Origin of the sequence: Solimonas flava DSM 18980, assembly GCF_000426685.1 — a bacterium.
GTDB lineage: Bacteria > Pseudomonadota > Gammaproteobacteria > Nevskiales > Nevskiaceae > Solimonas > Solimonas flava.
This window is the reverse complement of record NZ_AUFV01000001.1, coordinates 212900-232132: the sequence shown is the minus strand read 5'-3', so window position 1 is coordinate 232132 and position 19233 is coordinate 212900. Positions and strand designations below refer to the sequence as shown.

20 protein-coding genes and 2 tRNA genes are annotated in these 19233 nt (G+C 67.5%); 15 read left to right on the top strand and 7 right to left on the bottom strand.

Annotated elements, in window-relative coordinates; all coding sequences use genetic code 11:
* Positions 1-48 precede the first annotated feature (48 nt).
* Positions 49-1107, bottom strand: coding sequence for a phage shock protein operon transcriptional activator (pspF, locus tag K343_RS0101060; protein ID WP_028006494.1), 1059 nt, complete (start codon positions 1105-1107; stop codon positions 49-51).
* 189 nt (positions 1108-1296) lie between these two features.
* Between pspF and K343_RS0101055 the strand changes: the two genes are divergently transcribed.
* From K343_RS0101055 to K343_RS0101000, 11 genes are all read left to right on the top strand, one after another.
* Positions 1297-1572, top strand: a complete 276-nt coding sequence (locus K343_RS0101055) for a hypothetical protein (protein WP_154662412.1) — start codon at positions 1297-1299, stop codon at positions 1570-1572.
* Positions 1573-1625: 53 nt separating this feature from the next.
* Positions 1626-2312, top strand: coding sequence for a phage shock protein PspA (gene pspA, locus K343_RS0101050; protein WP_026352863.1), 687 nt, complete (start codon positions 1626-1628; stop codon positions 2310-2312).
* Positions 2313-2315: 3 nt separating this feature from the next.
* The gene (pspB, locus tag K343_RS0101045) at positions 2316-2558 is read left to right on the top strand and encodes an envelope stress response membrane protein PspB (RefSeq protein WP_026352862.1); all 243 of its coding nucleotides are present in this window, start codon (positions 2316-2318) and stop codon (positions 2556-2558) included.
* On the top strand, positions 2545-2982 hold the full coding sequence (locus K343_RS0101040; RefSeq protein ID WP_083930811.1) for a PspC domain-containing protein: 438 nt from the start codon (positions 2545-2547) through the stop codon (positions 2980-2982). The genes pspB and K343_RS0101040 overlap by 14 nt, the downstream gene beginning before the upstream one ends.
* 14 nt (positions 2983-2996) lie before the next feature.
* Positions 2997-3206: a hypothetical protein gene (locus tag K343_RS0101035; RefSeq protein WP_020648604.1), complete on the top strand. Its 210-nt coding sequence runs from the start codon at positions 2997-2999 to the stop codon at positions 3204-3206.
* Positions 3207-3301: 95 nt separating this feature from the next.
* Positions 3302-3937 carry a TetR/AcrR family transcriptional regulator gene (locus K343_RS0101030; protein ID WP_028006492.1) on the top strand — a complete coding sequence of 212 codons (636 nt, stop codon included), beginning with the start codon at positions 3302-3304 and terminating at the stop codon, positions 3935-3937.
* Positions 3938-4075: 138 nt separating this feature from the next.
* A complete protein-coding gene (locus K343_RS0101025) occupies positions 4076-6442 on the top strand; it encodes an efflux RND transporter permease subunit (RefSeq protein ID WP_028006491.1) in 2367 nt (788 codons plus the stop codon).
* A gap of 52 nt (positions 6443-6494) precedes the next feature.
* Positions 6495-7841 carry a DUF1329 domain-containing protein gene (locus K343_RS0101020; protein WP_028006490.1) on the top strand — a complete coding sequence of 449 codons (1347 nt, stop codon included), beginning with the start codon at positions 6495-6497 and terminating at the stop codon, positions 7839-7841.
* A 254-nt stretch (positions 7842-8095) separates the two neighbouring features.
* A complete protein-coding gene (locus K343_RS20320) occupies positions 8096-8389 on the top strand; it encodes a hypothetical protein (protein ID WP_154662411.1) in 294 nt (97 codons plus the stop codon).
* A 52-nt stretch (positions 8390-8441) separates the two neighbouring features.
* On the top strand, positions 8442-9119 hold the full coding sequence (locus tag K343_RS0101005) for a response regulator transcription factor (RefSeq protein WP_028006489.1): 678 nt from the start codon (positions 8442-8444) through the stop codon (positions 9117-9119).
* Complete coding sequence (locus K343_RS0101000; RefSeq protein ID WP_245585085.1) at positions 9098-10477, top strand: ATP-binding protein; 1380 nt, start codon at positions 9098-9100, stop codon at positions 10475-10477. The genes K343_RS0101005 and K343_RS0101000 overlap by 22 nt, the downstream gene beginning before the upstream one ends.
* A gap of 20 nt (positions 10478-10497) precedes the next feature.
* Here K343_RS0101000 and orn read toward each other — a convergent pair whose 3' ends face one another.
* Positions 10498-11070, bottom strand: a complete 573-nt coding sequence (orn, locus tag K343_RS0100995; RefSeq protein ID WP_043111811.1) for an oligoribonuclease — start codon at positions 11068-11070, stop codon at positions 10498-10500.
* Positions 11071-11267: 197 nt separating this feature from the next.
* On the opposite strand from orn, the gene K343_RS0100985 reads away from it, so the two are divergent.
* Complete coding sequence (locus tag K343_RS0100985) at positions 11268-11603, top strand: 4a-hydroxytetrahydrobiopterin dehydratase (RefSeq protein ID WP_028006486.1); 336 nt, start codon at positions 11268-11270, stop codon at positions 11601-11603.
* A gap of 56 nt (positions 11604-11659) precedes the next feature.
* Here the strand turns inward: K343_RS0100985 and recR are convergent, their stop codons facing one another.
* From recR to ppsR, 3 genes are all read right to left on the bottom strand, one after another.
* Positions 11660-12259 carry a recombination mediator RecR gene (gene recR, locus K343_RS0100980; protein WP_028006485.1) on the bottom strand — a complete coding sequence of 200 codons (600 nt, stop codon included), beginning with the start codon at positions 12257-12259 and terminating at the stop codon, positions 11660-11662.
* A 93-nt stretch (positions 12260-12352) separates the two neighbouring features.
* Positions 12353-14047 carry an alkaline phosphatase D family protein gene (locus K343_RS20315; protein WP_043111809.1) on the bottom strand — a complete coding sequence of 565 codons (1695 nt, stop codon included), beginning with the start codon at positions 14045-14047 and terminating at the stop codon, positions 12353-12355.
* 115 nt (positions 14048-14162) lie between these two features.
* On the bottom strand, positions 14163-14975 hold the full coding sequence (ppsR, locus tag K343_RS0100970) for a posphoenolpyruvate synthetase regulatory kinase/phosphorylase PpsR (protein WP_028006484.1): 813 nt from the start codon (positions 14973-14975) through the stop codon (positions 14163-14165).
* 256 nt (positions 14976-15231) lie between these two features.
* On the opposite strand from ppsR, the gene ppsA reads away from it, so the two are divergent.
* The 3 genes from ppsA (at position 15232) to K343_RS20310 (ending at position 18918) form a co-directional block, all read left to right on the top strand.
* On the top strand, positions 15232-17604 hold the full coding sequence (ppsA, locus tag K343_RS0100965; protein ID WP_043111921.1) for a phosphoenolpyruvate synthase: 2373 nt from the start codon (positions 15232-15234) through the stop codon (positions 17602-17604).
* Between the two features lie 125 nt (positions 17605-17729).
* Positions 17730-18350 carry a ribonuclease T2 family protein gene (locus K343_RS0100960; protein WP_028006482.1) on the top strand — a complete coding sequence of 207 codons (621 nt, stop codon included), beginning with the start codon at positions 17730-17732 and terminating at the stop codon, positions 18348-18350.
* 172 nt (positions 18351-18522) lie between these two features.
* Positions 18523-18918 carry a response regulator transcription factor gene (locus K343_RS20310; RefSeq protein ID WP_051277805.1) on the top strand — a complete coding sequence of 132 codons (396 nt, stop codon included), beginning with the start codon at positions 18523-18525 and terminating at the stop codon, positions 18916-18918.
* Between the two features lie 104 nt (positions 18919-19022).
* Here the strand turns inward: K343_RS20310 and K343_RS0100950 are convergent.
* Both K343_RS0100950 and K343_RS0100945 read right to left on the bottom strand, forming a co-directional pair.
* A tRNA-Glu gene (locus K343_RS0100950) sits at positions 19023-19098 on the bottom strand.
* 15 nt (positions 19099-19113) lie between these two features.
* Positions 19114-19189 (bottom strand) — tRNA-Ala (locus K343_RS0100945).
* Positions 19190-19233: the final 44 nt, after the last annotated feature.

Here is a 19233-nt window from a genome sequence, read left to right as displayed (position 1 = left end):
CCAGCGTCGCCGTCCAGGCAGCCCGCCGCGCGCGATGTCGGCAAATTCCTACTCGGCATCGAGCAGCTTGTACTTACGCAACAGTCCGCGGAACTGGTGGTAGGTCAGCTGCAGCAGCTCAGCCGCCTTGCGCTGGTTGTAGCGCGCCTCTTCGAGCGCCTGACGCAGCAGGCGCGTCTCGAAGGCGGCGACCGCCTCCTCGAAGGCCAGCGGCAGGCCCGGCGCGGCCTCGGCGGCAAGCGCCGGCGCCGGCGCCGCTTCGGACGCGCGCGCGGCGGCGGCCGGCGCCGCGGCCGGCAGCTGCGCGGCCATCGCCCGCGGCCGGTACGGCGAGGCGAAGGGATCGAACTCGATGCGCTCGACGACGCGCCGCTCGTTCTCGAGCCGGTAGACGGCGCGCTCGATGACGTTGCGCAGTTCGCGGACGTTGCCCGGCCATTCGTATTCGAGCAGGGCGCGCTCGGCTGCCGGCGCGAAGCCGGCGAAATACTCGCGCCCGAGCTCGCGGGCCATGCCCTCGGCGAATTTCTGTGCGAGCAGCGGGATGTCCTCGCGGCGCTCGCGCAGCGGCGGCACGGTGATGACGTCGAACGAAAGGCGGTCGAGCAGATCCTCGCGGAACCTGCCGGCGCGTGCCATCGCCGGCAGATCGACGTTGGCGGCGCCGATCAGACGCAGATTGACCTTGACCGTCTCGCTGGAGCCGACGCGCTCGAACTCGCCGTACTCGACGACGCGCAGCAGCTTCTCCTGCAGGCGCAGCGACATCGACGCCAGCTCGTCGAGAAAGATCGAACCGTTGTTGGCGAGCTCGAAGCGCCCGATGCGGGCCTTGGCGGCGCCGGTGTAGGCGCCAGCGACGTGGCCGAACAGTTCCGATTCGAGCAGCTCCTCGTTGAGCGCCGCGCAGTTGAATTTCACGTACGGCCGCGCCCAGCGCTCCGACAGATAGTGCAGACGGGCGGCGATCAGCTCCTTGCCCGAGCCGCGCTCGCCGATGATCAGCACCGGCTTCGACAGCGGCGCGACCCGTGAGACTTTTTCCAGTACAGCCAGGAAGTTATCGGCCTGGCCGAGGATCGGATCGGGACTGTCGCGAAGTTCCATTGCGGCATTGTGCTCGATGTTGGCGAATATCGCCAACTGGCGGCGCCAGATGCCAACAGCCGATCGGCTTCGCTCCGAACGTCCGATTATAATCTTTTAAATATCAATAGCTTGAATATCGACAACGAGATGGCACGGAGCTGGCGTTATCTGTCCCGTCGTCAACACCAAACCCAAAGGGGAACTGACATGAACATTCAAATGCATCTCGCCGGCGCCGCTGTCGCCATCGCCATGACCGTCGCCACTTTCGGCGGCATCGACGGCTATGCCGCGCACGTCAAGCGCGTCGAAGTCGCCGCCGCGTCGCAGCACGTCGCCGCCGCCAGCGTCGAGGCGCAGCTGCAGCGCAGCCTGCGCCAAACCCAGCGCGAAGTGCGGGACAATGTACTGACCAACCTGCAGGCCATGCTGCCGCCGGTGTCGGTCGAAGTGCCGACGCTGATGGTGATCGCGCGCCGCTGAGGCCCTGCGACACGATACGCTGCCGGAGCACGGCGGTTTTCGAGGATTGATGGATGGGAATTTTTTCCAGAACGCGGGACGTCATTGATTCGAATCTGGGGGCCTTGCTCAACAAGGCCGAGGATCCGGAGAAGATGGCGCGTCTGATCATCCAGGAGATGGAGGACACGCTCGTGGAAGTCCGCTCGACCGCGGTCCGCTTCCTGGCGCGCAAGAAAGAGCTGCAGCGGGCGATCGACACGCTGCGCGCGGAAGCCGCCGACTGGGAGGCCAAGGCCGAACTGGCGATCCGCAAGGAGCGCGAGGATCTGGCGCGCGGCGCGCTCACCGCCAAGCGCCGCGCCGGCGAGCGCCTCGACGAGGCGGGCCGCGAGCTCGCGCACGTCGAGACCGAGATCGGCAAGCTCGACGAGGACATCGGCAAGCTGCGCGGCAAGCTCTCGGAAGCCCGGCAGCGGCAGAAGAACATCAATCTGCGCAGCCAGTCGGCCAGCTCGCGCATCAAGCTGCGCGAGCAGATGGACGACAAGCGTTCGGCGGCGACCCGGGCCGCGCTCGATCAGGCCGAGCGCGCCGCCGACGAGCTCGAATCGCGCGTCGACGCCTACGATCTGGGCGCCGATCGCCTGCGTGACGAATTCGCCCGTCTCGCCGACGACAAGCTCGATGACGAGCTGGCAAGATTGCGCGCCAAGGTCGGCCAGAACGCGCCGGCGAACAAAGACAACGCGCAGGAGTAAGGGGTGGAAACTTTCTTCGAGAACTTGATCCCGCTGATCGCCGTCACGGGCATCTTCATCGTCATCCCGCTGCTGGTGTTCCGCGCCATCTCGCGGCGCCGCGAACTCGAACTGCAGCACAAGACGGTCGCCGGCGGGGAACTCGTCGAGCTGGCGGACCGACTGGAAAAACGCATCGACACGCTCGAGCGCCTGCTCGACGTGGAGGCACCCGGCTGGAGACAGAAGCACCATGACCAACACTAAAGCCCCGCGCAACTCCGACGGCATGCTGGCGTCGATGCGCCGCTATCCCGGCGAAGGCTGGGTTGCCGGCGTCTGCGCCGGCATCGCCGACTACTTCGGCTGGAGCGTCAAGCTGATCCGCGTGCTGGTGATCCTCGCACTGCTGTTCAGCGGCTTCTTCCCGGTCGGCATCGTCTATCTGGCGCTGTGGTACCTGATGGACCCCGCCGACGCGCCGGCCGACTACGGCCGCCCGCGCCCGGCCGACGGCGGCGACCGTCCGGCGCCGTCGGGCTCCGGCGGCGACCGCAACGGCGCCGGGGTCTCGGCGAACGAAGCCAAAGCCCGCTTCGAGAAACTGGAGCGGCGCCTGCAACAGATCGAAGCCTGCGTGACGCAGGAAGAGCTCGAGCTGCGCCGCCAGTTCAAGAATCTCGAAGCCTGAATCCGGAGCGCACCATGAACGCCCTGCTCCTGTTCGTCGGCTGGTGCCTGCTGCTGGCGCTGTGCTGGCCGCTGGCCCTGCTTGCGCTGCTGCTGGCGCCGCTGGTCTGGCTGATCTCGCTGCCGCTGCGCCTGCTCGGCATCGGTGTCGGCGCGACGTTCGCGCTGATCGGCGCGCTGCTGTTCCTGCCGGCACGTCTGCTCGGTTACCGGCGCACGGCCTGAGGTTGCGAACGGCCGCCGCCGCGTGCGGTCGCGGCGGCGGCGCTGGCATGCGGTGGCGGTTTCGCCGACAATCCGCGCGCCCCAGATCCACCGCCATGCCGCGCAAACCCGTCCACGAACAGTTCGACACGCTGAAAGCCATCGAAGAACACGCCTTCGAGCTGTTCGGCCGCTACGGCTACGAGGGCGTCTCGATCGGCGATATCGCCAAGGCCGCCAAGCTGTCGAAAGGCGCGCTGTACTGGCACTTCAAGGGCAAGGAAGCGCTGTACCTCGACTGCCTGAAGCGCCTGCACGCGATCTTCGACCAGTACGTGTTCACGCCGATGCGCACCGAAACCGATCCGGTGCGCGCGATCCTGCATATCTTCAGCGGCCTGCAGAAACTGCTGCAGGACCCGCGCGTCGACAAGGGCGTGGCCGGCTACTGGCTGATCCCGTCGCGCCCGGAAACCGCGGCGCTGACCGCCGCGCAGCGCGCGTTCGAGGCCGCCTCGGTCGACACGCTGCGCCAGGCCCTGGCGCAGGCCAGCGAGCGCAAGCTGCTGGAACTCGGCGGCGACGCCGACGAGATGGCGCGCGCCGTGATCGCCCTGATCGAAGCCTGCGTGGTGCCGCTGCGGCATTACAGCAGCGAGGAGATGCGCGGCATCCTCGCCGTGCTCGCGCGCACCCTGTTCCGCGCCTACGCCAAGTCCGACGAGCTGCTGCAGCTCGCGCGCAGCATCTGAGGCGGCGCGGCGGCGGCTGACGCCGTCGCCACAGCCGGCTGCCGGCACGGCGCTTGTCGGCGCGGGCGGCGCGCGCCGACAATCGAGCGCGCGCGGACAGGATCGCCGCGTCAAACCAAGAACGTCGGGAGGAGCACGGTGGGTCAATACGCCGGACGCGTACTGCGCTTCGTCGAACCGCTCATCTATGCGCGGCGCTGGCTGACGTTCGGCGTGCTGCTCGGCTTCACGATCTGGATGGCGTGGCTGGCGCTGCACCTGCAGCCGGACGCCGGCTTCGAGAAGCAGATTCCGCTCGACCACCCGTACATGCAGGTGTTCAAGCGCTACGAGCAGGCCTTCGGCGGCGCCAACCTCGTGTCGATCGCCGTGATGCGCAAGCCCGGCGCGGCGGGCGACATCTACGAGCCCGGCTTTCTCGACACCCTGCGCAAGGTCACCGACGACGTCTTCTTCCTGCCGGGCGTCGACCGCTCGCGCGTCACCTCGCTGTTCACGCCCGGCGTGCGCTACCTGGAGAACGTCGAGGGCGGCTTCGAATCCGGCGACGTGGTGCCGCGCGACTACCAGCCGACGCCGGCGATGCTGGCGCGCATTCGCGCCAACGTCGGCAAGGCCGGCCTGATCGGCCGCCTGGTGTCGCTCGACCAGCGCGGCGCGCTGGTCGTCGCCGAACTGCTCGAACACGATCCTTCGAGCGGCGCCAAGCTCGATTACCGCGAAGTCGCCCGTCAGCTCGAGGCGATCCGCTCGCGCTACCAGAGCGACACCGTCGACATTCGCATCATCGGTTTTGCCAAGGTGGTCGGCGACGTCGGCGACGCCAGCCACGAGGTCATCGCCTTCTTCGCGTTCGCACTGCTGGCGACCTTCTTCCTGCTGTGGATCTTCTGCGGCAGCTGGCGGCTTGCGCTGCTGCCGCTGTTCGCGGCACTGACCGCGGTGATCTGGGAGCTGGGCCTGCTGCACCTCGCCGGCTTCGGCCTCGATCCGTTCGCGATCCTCGTGCCGTTCCTGATCCTGGCGATCGGCGTCTCGCACGGCGTGCAGTACGTCAACGCCTGGCGCTTCGAGGTCGCCGTCAACAGCCTCGACTCCTACCACGCCTCGGTCGCGACCTTCCGCCAGCTGTTCATTCCCGGCACCGTCGCGATCCTGACCGACGTGATCGGCTTCGCGACGCTGGCCTTCATCCAGATCGAGATCGTGCGCGAGATGGCGCTCAACGCGGCGATGGGCATGGCGGCGGTGATCGTCACCAACAAGTTCATGCTGCCGATCGTGCTGTCCTGGGTACGTGTCGACGACGTCGCCCGCTTCCGCACGCGGCAGCGCGCCCGCGTCGCGTTCTCCGACCATCTCTGGCGGCGCCTGTCGGTCTTCGCGACCGCGCGCGCCGCGGTGCCGGCGCTGCTGCTGGCCCTCGCCGCGCTCGCCTGGGCGCTGTGGATGTACCCGAAGCTGATCGTCGGCGATCGCCAGGCCGGCGTGCCGGAGCTGCGCCCCGACAGCCGCTACAACGTCGATTCGCGCGAGATCGGCCGCAACTTCGCGATCGGCGTCGACGTGCTCAAGGTGCTGTCGGTCGCCGGTCCGTACGGCTGCGTCGACCCGCACAAGATGGACGTCGTCGATCGCCTCGCCTGGCACCTGCAGAACACCGACGGCGTGCAGTCGGTGCTGTCGCTGCCGCAGATCGCCAGGCAGGTGCGCGCCGGCTGGTTCGAGGGCGCGCCGAAATGGCGAGTGCTGCCGCGCAACCAGGATCTGTCGCAGCTGGTCTCGCCGATCCCGAGCCAGCTCGGCCTCGCCAATCCGGACTGCAGCGTCATGCCGGTGCTGGTGTTCACGCGCGACCATCGCGCCGAGACCATCGACCGCGTCGTCGCCGCCGTGAAGTCTTTCAACAAGGCCAACGCCGGCGCCGGCGTCGACTTCCAGCTGGCGTCCGGCAACGTCGGCGTGTGGGCGGCGACCAACGAGGAAATTCGCGCGCGCGAGCTGCTCGTCATCATCTGGGTCCACGCCACGCTCGCGCTGTTCGCCTGGCTGAGCTTTCGCAGCGGCGTCGCGGTGCTGTGCATCCTCACGCCGCTGGTGCTGTGCTCGCTGCTGACCTACGGCCTGATGGCGATGCTCGGCATCGGCATGAAGCCGGCGACGCTGCCGGTCGCCGCGTTCGGCGTCGGCATCGGCGTCGACTACAGCATCTACCTGTGGAGCGTATTCGCCCGCCATCTCGAACTCGGCGCCGCGCTGCGCGACGCCTACTACGAAGCGCTGCGCCATACCGGCAAGGCCGTGGTGTTCACCTCGGCCTCGCTGCTGCTGAGCGTCTTCACCTGGCTGTTCTCGGGCCTGCAGTTCCAGGCCGACATGGGCCTGCTGCTGCTGTTCATGTTCAGCACCAACCTGCTCGGCGCCATCCTGCTGCTGCCGGCGCTCGCCTGGCTGGCGCTGGGCCGACGCCAGAACCCGGCACCGCCGGCGGCAGTCCAAGCCTGAAAGCCGTACGATCGAGCCAGGAGACCGCCGCAGGCGCGGCGAGGAAAACGAAATGAAAAAAGGCATTGCCCCGCTCGCCGCTGCGCTCTGCATCCTGCTGGCCGGTCCCGCGCCGGCCAAGGTCGGTGCCGACGAAGCAGCGCAGCTCGGCCACGAGCTGACGCCGCTCGGGGCCGAAACCGCCGGCAACGCCCAAGGCACGATCCCGAAATGGAGCGGCGGCCTGCCCAAAGCCGACATGCCGCGCGGCAGCAATCCGTACGCATCGGACAAGCCGCTGTACACGATCACGGCGCAGAACGCCGCGCAGCACGGCGAGATCCTCACCGAAGGCTACAAGGCGCTGTTCAAGACCTTCCCCGACTACAAGATGATCGTCTACCCGACGCATCGCAGCGCGTCGTATCCGCAGTGGTTCTACGATGCGACGCGGCGCAACGCGACCAGCGTCGAGCTGACCGACAACGGCTACGGCTTCTGCTGCGCCGCGCAGGGCTATCCGTTCCCGATCCCGAAGAACGGCACGGAAGTGATGTGGAACCACATCATGCGCTACAACACGCGCGGCTTCCGCGGCTATCTGAACTCGGCGGCGACCGCCGCCGACGGCAGCTTCGTCGTGCAGCGCGACTACGTCGAACTGGCATTCATGTACAACGACCCGACGGCGACGCCGGACTCGATCAAGGGCATGAACCTGTACGCGTTCCAGAAGACGATCGCGCCGCCGAATCTGGCCGGCGAGGCGCATCTGCTGCACGTGCCGATCGACCGCATCGCCAACCAGACCAACGTCTGGGTCTACAACAACACCGTCGGCCGCGCGCGCCGCATCGGCGAGGTCGGCTACGACAACCCGCTGTTCGACGGCCTGATGACGCACGACCAGCTCGACATGTTCAACGGTCCGCTCGACCGCTACACGATCAAGCTGGTCGGCAAGAAGGAAATGCTGATTCCGTACAACAGCTACCGGCTCTACGACCCGAAGCTGAAGTACAAGGACATCGTCACCCGCGGCCACATCAACCAGGACCTCGCGCGCTACGAGCTGCACCGCGTCTGGGTCATCGAGGCCAGCGTCAAGCCGGGCTTCGCGCACCGCTACAAAAAGCGCGTGTTCTATCTCGACGAGGATTTGTGGATCGTCCATGCGCAGGACATCTACGACGAGCGCGACCAGTTCTGGCGCACCGCCGAATCGCATTCGATCGCCTTCGCCAACGTGCCGGTCGTCGTCAACGGCGTGCAGGTGCACTATGACCTGCAGTCGCGGCGCTACGTCGTCATCAACCTGACGAACGAGGAGCGCAAGCTGATCGAATACGACTGGAAGGCGGAGCCGTCCTACTTCTCGCCGGCCACGCTGAAGCGCTTCGCGACCACCGCGCAGCAGTAGGCCGGTGCAAGAAGTCGCTGAAATTTCGTGAAAAATTAAGGGCGAATTCAGTTTCTCAGGCTAGGCTTCGCGCATCAGCCCGCCATCGCGGGCGCCCTGGCCTCAGCGGAGGCACGCCCATGGATCAGTCGTCGATCACCGCGCGCGGGCACCGTGAGGGGCCGCGGCGGCCGCATGACGGCGGCATCAAAGCGGCGCCGGCCGCCGTCCGCGTGGACGCGCCGGACGCCGATCAGTAAATTTCCGCGATGCGCTTGAATCGGACCCTCGCCGCCTTCGTGCTCAGCGGTGTGCTGCTGCACGCCGGCACGGGCCTTGCGCGCCCGGCGGGCAAGGAACGGGAGCGCCCGGGACTGATGCCGCCGACCACCCTGCTGCCGAGCACGCGCGACACGAGTCCGCCATCGACGTTCACGCCGGACGAGGCGGCGCGCGAGATCCAGCGCCGCCACGGCGGTCGCGTGCTCGCCGTACAGCCGGACGGCGCCGGGTACCGGGTCAAGCTCCTCAAGGACGGTGAAGTGCGGATCTACCAGGTCGACCCGTGAGCGACGCGTCGCGTCCGCCCACCACCACAACGCAGCACCAGGGAGAAATGGCATGCGTGCCCTCGTGATTGAAGATGATCCGGACCTGCGCGAGCAGGTCGCCCGCTTTCTCGGCGACGAGGGCTTCGCCGTCGACGTCGCCGCCGACGGCGACAACGGCGCGTACATGGCCGAGGAATATCCGGCCGACGTCGCCATCATCGACCTCGGCCTGCCCGGCCTGCCCGGCATCGAGCTGATCCGCCGCGTGCGCAAGGCCGGCCGCAAGTACCCGATCCTGATCCTGACCGCGCGCGACGGCTGGCAGAGCAAGGTCGAAGGCCTGGAAGCCGGCGCCGACGACTACCTCGTCAAGCCGTTCCACAAGGAAGAACTGATCGCCCGCGTGCGCGCCCTGGTGCGCCGCGTCGGCGGCTGGACGCAGGCGACGCTCAACTCCGGGCCGTACGCGGTCGACACCAGCGCCAAGTCGGTGCTGGTCGACGGCAAGCCGGTCGACCTGACCAGCTACGAGTTCCGCGTCCTCGAATATCTGCTGACGCACGCCGGCAAGGTGATCTCCAAGAGCGAGCTGACCGAGCACCTCTATACCGAAGACGAGGAGCGCGACAGCAACGTCATCGAGGTCTTCATCCGCCGCCTGCGCGCCAAGCTGGACCCGGACAGCCAGTACAACCCGATCACGACGCTGCGCGGCGCGGGCTACCGGTGGGACCTGCCGCGCGCCTGAAAGCGGGAGCTGCCCGCCGCCCGCGCGTCACATCGCTGCGGGCGCGCCTGCTGCTGTCGACGGCGGTGGTCCTGTTCGCCTTCGTCGGGCTCGGCGGCCTGGCGCTCGAAAAAGCCTTCGAAAGCTCGCTGCTGCAGGCGCAGCAGGACAAGCTCGAAGGCCTGATTTACGCGCTGCTCGGCGCCGCCTCGACGACCGCCGATGGCGAACTGACGATCGCGCTCGATGCCGTCCCCGACCGCCGTCTGCGCGAGCCGCTGTCCGGTCTGCAGGCGGCGCTGTTCAACGAGCTCGGCGTCATGGTCTGGAGTTCGTCGCGCTCGCTCGACATCTCGCCGCCGCCGCCACTCAAGGTCGGCGAGTGGTATTTCCAGCGCCTGAGCAAGCCGGACGCATTCCGCCTGAGCTTCGGCCTGCGCTGGATTGACTCCGAAAGCGACGCGCCGCGCCAGTACACGGTCAGCGTGATCGACGACACCAGCGCCTTCGACCGGCAGCTGAAGATCTTCCGCCGCACGCTGTGGGCCTGGCTCGGCGGCACGGCGCTGACGCTGGTCGCGATCCTGCTGCTGATCCTGCGCTGGAGCCTGGCGCCGCTGCGCCGCCTCGGTCGCGAGCTGCACCGCATCGAATCCGGCGTGCAAACCGAGATCGAGGGCTCCTACCCCGACGAGCTCAAGCCGCTGACGCGCGACCTCAACGCGATGATCGTCAGCGAACGCAGCCAGCAGACGCGCTACCGCAATGCGCTCGGCGATCTCGCGCACACGCTGAAGACGCCGCTCGCGGTGCTGCGCGGCATCAGCGGCGAGGCCGAGATTCCGCAAACGCAGCGTCAGCAGCTGCACGAACAGGTCGGGCGCATGCAGCACATCGTCGACCACCAGTTGCGTCGCGCCGCCGCCGCCGGCAGCCGCACGCTGACCGAACCGGTCCAGCTCAAGCCGCTCGCCGACAAGCTGATCGCCGCGCTCGCCAAGGTCTACGGCGATCGCCAGATCCAGTTCGACAACGCGCTCGACGCGGCGCTGAAGCTGCGCGCCGACCAGGGCGATCTCTATGAGCTGCTCGGCAACCTGCTCGACAACGCCGCGAAGTACGGCGATCGCCAGGTACGCCTGTCGGCGCAGGTCGACAAGAAGTTCTGCCGCCTCGACATCGACGACGACGGCCCGGGCTTTCCCGAGGCGCCGGAGAAACTGCTGGAGCGCGGAGCGCGCGCCGACACGCGCCAGCCCGGCCAGGGCATCGGCCTGGCTTCGGTCAGCGAGATCGTGCAGGCCTACGGCGGGCGCCTGCTGCTCGAACACTCGCCGCTCGGCGGCGCCCGCGTCAGCGTCGTGCTGCCGCTGCGCTGAGCACCGCCGCGCGGCGGTGCTCAGATCGCCGGAAAGCGCAGGAAGTGGTTGCGGTAATAGCGCAGTTCCTCGATCGATTCCTTGATGTCGTCGAGCGCGAGGTGCCGGGACTGCTTGTTGTAGCCGCGCGCAATGTCCGGCGCCCAGCGCACGCACAGCTCCTTGAGCGTGCTGACATCGAGGTTGCGGTAGTGGAAGAAGTGCTCCAGCTTCGGCATCCAGCGCGCCAGGAAGCGGCGGTCCTGGCAGATCGAGTTGCCGCACATCGGCGACTTGCCCGGCGGCACCCATTTTTCGAGAAAGGCGATCGTCTGGCGCTCGGCTTCGGCGTCGTCGGTCTGGCTTTCGTGCACGCGCTTGATCAGCCCGGATTTGCCGTGCTGGGCGACATTCCAGTCGTCCATGATCGCCAGCTCCTCGCTGCTGCGGCGGATCGCCAGCACCGGACCTTCGGCAAGGATGTTGAGATGCAGGTCGGTGACGATGGTGGCGATCTCGATGATGCGGTGATGCTCCGGGATCAGTCCCGTCATTTCGAGGTCGATCCAGATCAGGTTCAGCGGGTTCTGCTCGGTCACGGGGTTTTCTTTCATTCGTCGAGTTCGGGCGCGATGTTATCGTGCCCGCGCCTCAGGCACGATCACGGCGGGCCCGCGACACCGAGCGCGGAGCCGAGCGCGAGGCGCGCATCGGTCTTGCACGAAGGCGGCACGGGCGCAGCGTGCGCCCGGCTGACCGACATGAATGACGCGCTAGAATCCGCCCCCCGCAGGCGAACCGGAGCACGACGATGGACAAACTGGCCGAACGACGCTGCAAGCCCTGCGAAGGCGGCGTGCCCGCGCTCGACCTCGCTGCGGCGACCAAGCTCAAGGAGCAGCTGGCCAGACGCTGGAAGTGGGCGCGCGACGGCAAGGCGATCGAAGCCGCGTTCGAGTTCGACAACTACTGGCAGACGACCGCTTTCGTGAACGCAGTGGCGTGGATCGCGCATACCGCCGACCATCACCCCGATATCAGCTTCGGCTACAACAAGTGCAGCGTCAGCTACTGGACGCACGCCGTCGACGGGCTCACCGAGAACGATTTCATCTGCGCCGCGAAGATCGACGCGCTGCTCGACTAGCAGCCGCGCCACGACGCCGTTCGGGCCCGCGCGCGGGCCGATGCGGCGCGCGCGGATCACACCGCGCGACGATCGCTCAGCGCATGCGCGAGGGTGCCGCCGTCGATGTATTCGAGTTCGCCGCCCATCGGCACGCCGTGCGCGATGCGGGTGACGCGCAGGCTGCGGGTCTTCGCCATTTCGGCCAGATAGTAGGCCGTCGCCTCGCCCTCGACCGTGGGGTTGGTGGCGATGATGAGTTCCTGCACCCAGCCCTCGTCGAGCAGGGCGCCGAGCTGCGGCAGGCCGAGTTCGTCCGGGCCGATGCCGTCGAGCGGCGACAAGCGCCCCATCAGCACGAAGTAGCGACCGCGATACGGCGTGCCCTGCTCGATCGCCATCAGATCGGCCGGGCCCTCGACGATGCAAAGCTGGCCGTGTCCGGCGCGCGCGTCGCTGCAATAGCGGCAGGCTTCGTCCTCGCAGAACATGCGGCATTTCGGGCAGCGGCCGATGCCGGTGAGCGCGTCGCCGAGGCTGGCGGCCAGCTGCGCGGCCGCTTCGCGGTCACGGTCGAGCAGGTGGAAGGCCATGCGCTGTGCGGATTTCGGGCCGACGCCGGGCAGGCGGCGCAGGGCCTCGATCAGGCGGTTGAGGCGGGGGCTGTACAGACTCACGGGCGCGAAGGACGATGGCTCGGCGCCCGCAGCCGGGCGCAAGACCATAAGAATAGCGTGGACCGCCGCGGGCCGGCAGGCGCCCGCGGCCGCTTACGGCGCCGGTGCCGGCGCCTCGGCGATCGAATCGGACGGCGCGTCGGCGGCGACCAGATGCTGGCTGCCGGCCGCGACCCGATAGCCGGCGCCGTAGCTCTCACCCTCGTTCGGCGCGTCGATGGCGTCGACATACCACCATTCGCCCTGCGTGCGCTCCGGCGTGATGTCGAGCAGCAGATAGCCCTTCTTGGCGAGATTCACGTACTTCATGTGCGGATTGAGCAGCTGCAGCACCGGCGCCAGCGCCGCCGCCGCCTCCAGGCCCGGCGAGGTGACGGAGGTCGCCACGAACTCGACGCCCAGCGAGCCCATGCCGGTCAGCGCGTTGTAGACCAGCGGATTGCCCGGATCGCGCGACAGATCCATCGCCCAGGAGGAGTGGATGTCGCCGGTCAGCACGACCGGATTGGCGACGCTGTACGCCTCGAGCAGGTCGAACACGCGGCTGCGTTCGGCACGGTAGCCGTCCCACTGGTCGGTATTGATGACCAGGCCGCCGGTGCTGACGATCGGCAAGCCCTGCAGCAGCGCCTGCAGCTGCTCGACCGGGATATTGGTCAGCAGCGACAGCTCCGGCAGGCTCGGAACGCGCAGCTGCCCGAACATCACCTGCTGGCCGATGATCTTCCAGGTCACGCCGGGCGCCGCGAGCTGCTCGCCGAGAAAAGCCATCTGCGTGCTGCCGATCAGGTGACGGCTGTCGTCGTTGATCGAACCGGCGTCGACGAGGCTGGCCTGCAGATCGCGATCATAGAGCCGCGTGTCGAGCATGATGAAATCGGCCAGATCGCCGTAGCGGAAGCGGCGGAAGATGCGCTCGCGCGTGTTCGCGTCGACCTGCCGGATCGGCATCCACTCGTAGTAGGCCTGGATCGCGGCCGCCTTGCGGTCGACCCAGGCACCCTCGGCGCCCTCGGTGTGGTTGTGGGCGCCGTCGCGCCAGGAGTTGTCGGCGGTTTCGTGATCGTCCCAGACCGCGATCATCGGGTGCTGGCGATGCAGCGCCTGCACGTCGCCGTCGCCCTTGTACTGGCCGTGGCGGGTGCGGTAGTCCTCAAGCGTGAGAATCTCGTGCGCCGGCTCGTACGCGCGCGCATCGCCGTACTCGCCGCTGCCGTACTCGTAGATGTAGTCGCCGAGGTGCAGCACGACGTCGAGGTCGGCACGCGCGGCCAGGCGGCTGTAGGCATTGAAGTAGCCGTGCGCGAGACTGGCGCAGGAGACCACGCCGACGCGCAGGCGCTCGACGCTGCCTTCCGGCGCGGTCCGGGTGCGGCCGACCGGCGACTGCGCGCTGCCGGCACTGAAGCGGTAGTAATAGGTCGTCGCCGGTTCGAGCCCGGTCGGATCGACCTTGACGGTGTAGTCGCTGGCGCTTTCCGCGCGCGCCGAGCCGCGCTGGACGACCTCGGTCAGCGCCGGGTCGCGAGCGATCACATAGTGCACGTCGAGCGCGCGCGTCGCGCCGCTGACGCGGGTCCAGAGGATCACGCGGTCCGGCAGCGGGTCGCCACTGGCGACGCCGTGGCGGAATTCGACCGGCCCGGCATCGCCGCGGCCGCCGGGCGAGCTGCTGCCGCAGCCCGGCAGGATCGGCATCAGCCCGACCGCGGCCGACGACAGGCCGGCCTTTTTCAGAAACGAACGACGGCTGAGGCCGCGGCGGCGCGGCTTGCGTGGACCCGACATTGAAACCCCCGATTCCCCGGCGGCGGTGCATCGCGCCGCCGATCTGCTTGACGAAAGGCCCAGCATATGACGGCGATGTTGCGGCGGCTTGACAGTTTCCGCCGCGCTGCCGGCTTCAGCGGCGCAACTGTTTCTCCTGCATGACAGTGGCCGCGATCTCCTCGACCGACATGTTCGTCGAATCGACATACGGGATGTTGTAGCGGGCATAGAGCTGCTGCGCCTGACGCAGCTCGTACGAGCACTGCGCGAGCGAGGCGTAGCGCGAACCGGGCCGGCGCTCGTTGCGAATCTGCATCAGGCGCTCGGCGTCGATGATCAGGCCGAAGCAGCGCGATTCCAGGCCCTGCAGCGCGTTCGGCAGGCGCAGGTGCTCGAGATCGTCCTCGGTGAGCGGGAAGTTGGCGGCGAACAGGCCCTGCTGCAGCGCCAGATACAGCGAGGTCGGCGTCTTGCCGCAGCGCGACGGGGCGATGAGGATCACGTCGGCACGGCCGAGGTCGCGCGTCGAGGCGCCGTCGTCGTGCTCCATCGAGTAGTTCATCGCCGCGATGCGGGCGGTGTAGCGGGCGGTGTTGGCGCCGCCGTGCGCGCGGCCGGTCGCATGCGAGGAGGCCAGGCCGATCTCGGCCTCCAGCAGGTGAATGAAATGATCGAAGAGGTCGAGGAACAAGCCATTGACGCTGCGAAGGATTTCGCGAACCTCATCGTTGACCGTGGTGCTGAAGACAAGCGGCCTCACCCCGCTTTGGGTAGCGACGAAATTGATATAGTCGACTATGCTTCGCGCCCGCTCGACGGAGTTGATGAACGGCAGGGTGGTCTTTTCGACACCAAGGCCGTCGAATTGCGTCAGGAGCGTGTTGCCAAGGGTTTCGGCGGTGATGCCCGTGCCGTCCGAAACGAAGAAAACCGTGCGTTGTGTCATCGATGCAGTTTCGATTTTTTTCGTCGGGCTTTCCAGTCCGGTCCGCGGCGAGGGAAAATAGGCGTCTTCACGGTCGGCCCCAGCGGCAGCCGCGACTCGTCGGAACCCGCGTTGCGCCTCGGCGCCGCCCCCGGATCCCGGCCGGCCGCGTCCCCGCCTCCCCCACCCTGATGAGCGTCCTGTTACCCGACAGTCCGTGCATGTGCGTCCGACCGGGCGCCGTGCGCATCACCCCGTACAGCAGCGAGATTTGATCGTGACCCGCAACGTCCTCTGGTACTCCGAACTTGGCATGCACGACGTCGAGATCGTCGGCGGCAAGAATGCCTCGCTCGGCGAAATGATCCGCAACCTCGCGCAGTCCGGCGTGCGCGTGCCGAACGGGTTCGCGACCACGGCCGAGGCGTACCGCCACTTCCTGGCGCACGAGGGTCTCGCCCAGCGCATCAACGAAATGCTGGCCAAGCTCGATATCGAGGACGTCACCGCGCTGGCGCAGACCGGCAAGGCGATCCGCGAGGCGGTGCTCAAGGCGCCGTTCCCGGCCGCGCTCGAGCAGGAAATCCGCGAGCACTACGCGCAGCTGGTCGCCGAGTCGGGCGCCGAGATCTCGGTCGCCGTGCGCTCGTCGGCCACCGCCGAGGACCTGCCGGACGCCTCGTTCGCCGGCCAGCAGGAGACCTTCCTCAACGTGCACGGCATCGACAACGTCCTGCACGCGATCAAGGAAGTGTTCGCGTCGCTGTACAACGACCGCGCGATCGCCTACCGCGTGCACCATCACTTCGACCACGCCGCCGTCGCCCTGTCGGCCGGTGTGCAGCGCATGGTCCGTTCGGACCTCGGCGCCTCGGGCGTCATGTTCACGATGGACACCGAATCAGGCTTCCGCGACGCCGTGTTCGTCACCTCCAGCTACGGCCTCGGCGAAGCCGTCGTGCAGGGCTCGGTCAATCCGGACGAGTTCTACGTCTACAAGCCGAACATCCGCGCCAAGCGCCCGGCGATCCTCAAGCGCGGCCTCGGCGAAAAGGCCAAGAAGCTCATCTACTCGGCCGACCGGTCGGTCGGCAAGACCATCGAATTCGCGCCGGTGGCGACGGAAGACCGTATCCGCTTCTCGCTGAACGATGCCGAGGTCGAAGCGCTCGCCGTGCAGGCCCTGACGATCGAGGAGCACTACGGCCGGCCGATGGACATCGAGTGGGGCAAGGACGGCATCGACGGCCAGCTCTATATCCTGCAGGCCCGTCCGGAGACCGTGCAGTCGCGCGCCAGCGCCAACGTGCTGCGCCGCTACAAGCTCAAGGGCAAGGGTCCGAAGCTGGCCGAAGGCCGCGCCATCGGCCAGAAGATCGGCGCCGGCACCGTGCGCCTGCTGAGCTCGATCAGCGAGATGCACCGCGTGCAGGCCGGCGACGTGCTCGTCACCGACATGACCGACCCGGACTGGGAGCCGATCATGAAGCGCGCCAGCGCGATCGTCACCAACCGCGGCGGCCGCACCTGCCACGCGGCGATCATCGCCCGCGAGCTCGGCATCCCGGCGGTCGTCGGCTGTGGTAACGCAACCGAGGTGCTGAAGGACGGCGCCAAGGTCACGGTCTCCTGCGCCGAAGGCGACACCGGCTTCGTCTACGACGGCAACATCGACTTCGCGGTCGACGAGATCGCCCTCGACAAGATGCCGGACATCCCGGTCAAGATCATGATGAACGTCGGCACGCCGGAGCAGGCCTTCGGCTTCGCCGCGCTGCCGCACAAGGGCGTCGGCCTGGCCCGCCTCGAGTTCATCATCAACCGCCAGATCGGCATCCACCCGCAGGCGCTGCTCGAACTCGACCAGCAGCCGGCCGACCTGCGCCGCATCATCGACCCGATGATCGCGCCGTACGGCAGCCCGGTGGACTACTTCGTCAAGCGCCTCGCCGAAGGCGTCGCGACGATCGCCGCGGCCTTCGCGCCGGAGCCGGTGATCGTGCGCATGTCCGACTTCAAGTCGAACGAGTACGCCAACCTCATCGGCGGCAAGCGCTACGAGCCGCACGAAGAGAACCCGATGATCGGCTTCCGCGGCGCCTCGCGCTACATCGCGCCGTCGTTCCGTCCGTGCTTCGAACTCGAGTGCAAGGCGCTCAAGTACGTGCGCGACGAGATGGGCCTGACCAACATCAAGATCATGATCCCGTTCGTGCGCACGCTCGACGAGGCCCGTCAGGTCAACGAAATCCTCGCCGCCAACGGCCTCAAGCGTGGCGACAACGGCCTGCAGCTGATCATGATGTGCGAGCTGCCGAGCAACGCCGTGCTCGCCGACAAGTTCCTCGAATACTTCGACGGCTTCTCGATCGGCTCGAACGACATGACCCAGCTGACCCTCGGCCTGGACCGCGACTCGGGTCTGGTCGCGCACCTGTTCGACGAGCGCGACGAGGCGGTCAAGCGCATGTTGCACATGGCGATCGAAGCCTGCCGCAAGCACGGCAAGTACGTCGGCATCTGCGGTCAGGGCCCTTCCGACCATCCGGACCTCGCGCGCTGGCTGCTCGACGAAGGCATCGAGTCGATGTCGCTGAACCCGGACACCGTGGTGGAAACCTGGCTCTATCTCTCCCAGCAAGCCAAATGAGTGGAGCCATCCATGGCGCCGTGACCTGCTCCGCCATTGATGGCGGAGCGTTCACGGGGGAAAACGTCCGCCGGACGTTTACCTGGTTCCCGCTCACCTCGGCCGGCCAGAAGGCCTGAGGGCGCATGCGGCGCAGCGGATTCCTGCCGGCGCTGCTGCTTCTGTTGTGCAGCGCCCGGACGGCCGCCGACGGCCAGCCCGGGCGCTTTGATTACTGGGTGCTGGCGCTGTCCTGGTCGCCCGAATACTGCGAACTCAATGTCGGTGACGAGCAGTGCCGGCAGCGTTACGGCTTCGTCGTGCACGGCTTGTGGCCGCAGTACGAGCGCGGCTACCCCTCGCGCTGCGGCGGTCGCGGGCGCGTGCCGAAGGATCTCGTCACGCGCCTGCTGCCGACGATGCCGAGCGAAAAGCTCATCCAGCACGAGTGGGACACACACGGCACCTGCTCGGGTCTCAGCCAGGACGAATACTTCACGCTCATCGAGCGCGTGCGCCGCAAGGTCGCGATCCCGAGCGCCTACCAGGCGCCGGACGATTACCTCAGCACCAGCGTGACCGACATCGAACGCAGCTTCGCGCGCGAGAACCGCGGCTTCGATGCCGACGGCATCGCCGTGCAATGCCGCGGCCGCTGGCTGCGCGAGGTGCGGCTGTGTTTCGACACCGCGCTGAATCCGCGCGCCTGCGGCGCCGATCTCGACGATCGCTGCCGCGACCAGGTCGTGCTGCGGCCGAACCGCTAGAAGACCGCCGTCACGCGCACCGATCGTGCGCGACCTCGAAGCCAGCAGCGGTGGCCGCCCGCCGAGTGCCGGTACGAAATCTCTATGGCGCGTCCGGCGCGACTTGACCTGCGTCAGTTCCGTCATCGACCGCCGCCCTCACACTGCCTGCGCATCGTGAGGAACCGCCGTCATGCATACCGATCCGCAGCGTTTGATTTATGTCGTCGACGACGACGGACCGGTGCGCAACTCGCTCGCGAGCCTGCTCAAGTTCGATGCGTGGCGGGTCCGCGAGTTCGACTCGATCGCCAGTTGCATCGCCGCCACGCACAGCGAGACACCAGCCTGCATCCTCACCGACCTCAGCATGCCGGACGGCGGTGGCATCGAACTCATCACCGCGCTCGCCGAACAGCATGCCGACATTCCGGTGATCGTCCTCACCGCGCACTGGCCCGACAGCCGCGCCGTCGTACACGCACAGCAGGCCGGCGCCTATCGCGTCCTGTTCAAGCCGGTCACGGACCGCGAGCTCTTTTCGACGCTGCACGACGCCACGCAGCGCGAAGCACTCGCCGCGCGCTGAACGCCGCCGACGCGCGCGCACGAAGCAAGCGCTGAAAACAGCCGATGACAGAGCAAGGGAAACGTTCGAAGCAGATCGCCATGCGCCGCATTGCGCGGCCATGATGGCGTCCCCACGGGGATTCGAACCCCGGTACTTACCGTGAAAGGGTAATGTCCTAGGCCTCTAGACGATGGGGACGAGGCAATCCTGAAATGGTGGAGCTAGTCGGGATCGAACCGACGACCTCTTGCATGCCATGCAAGCGCTCTCCCAGCTGAGCTATAGCCCCACAACAGGGGCGCGCATTATACCCAATGAAAGCGCCTTGGGAAG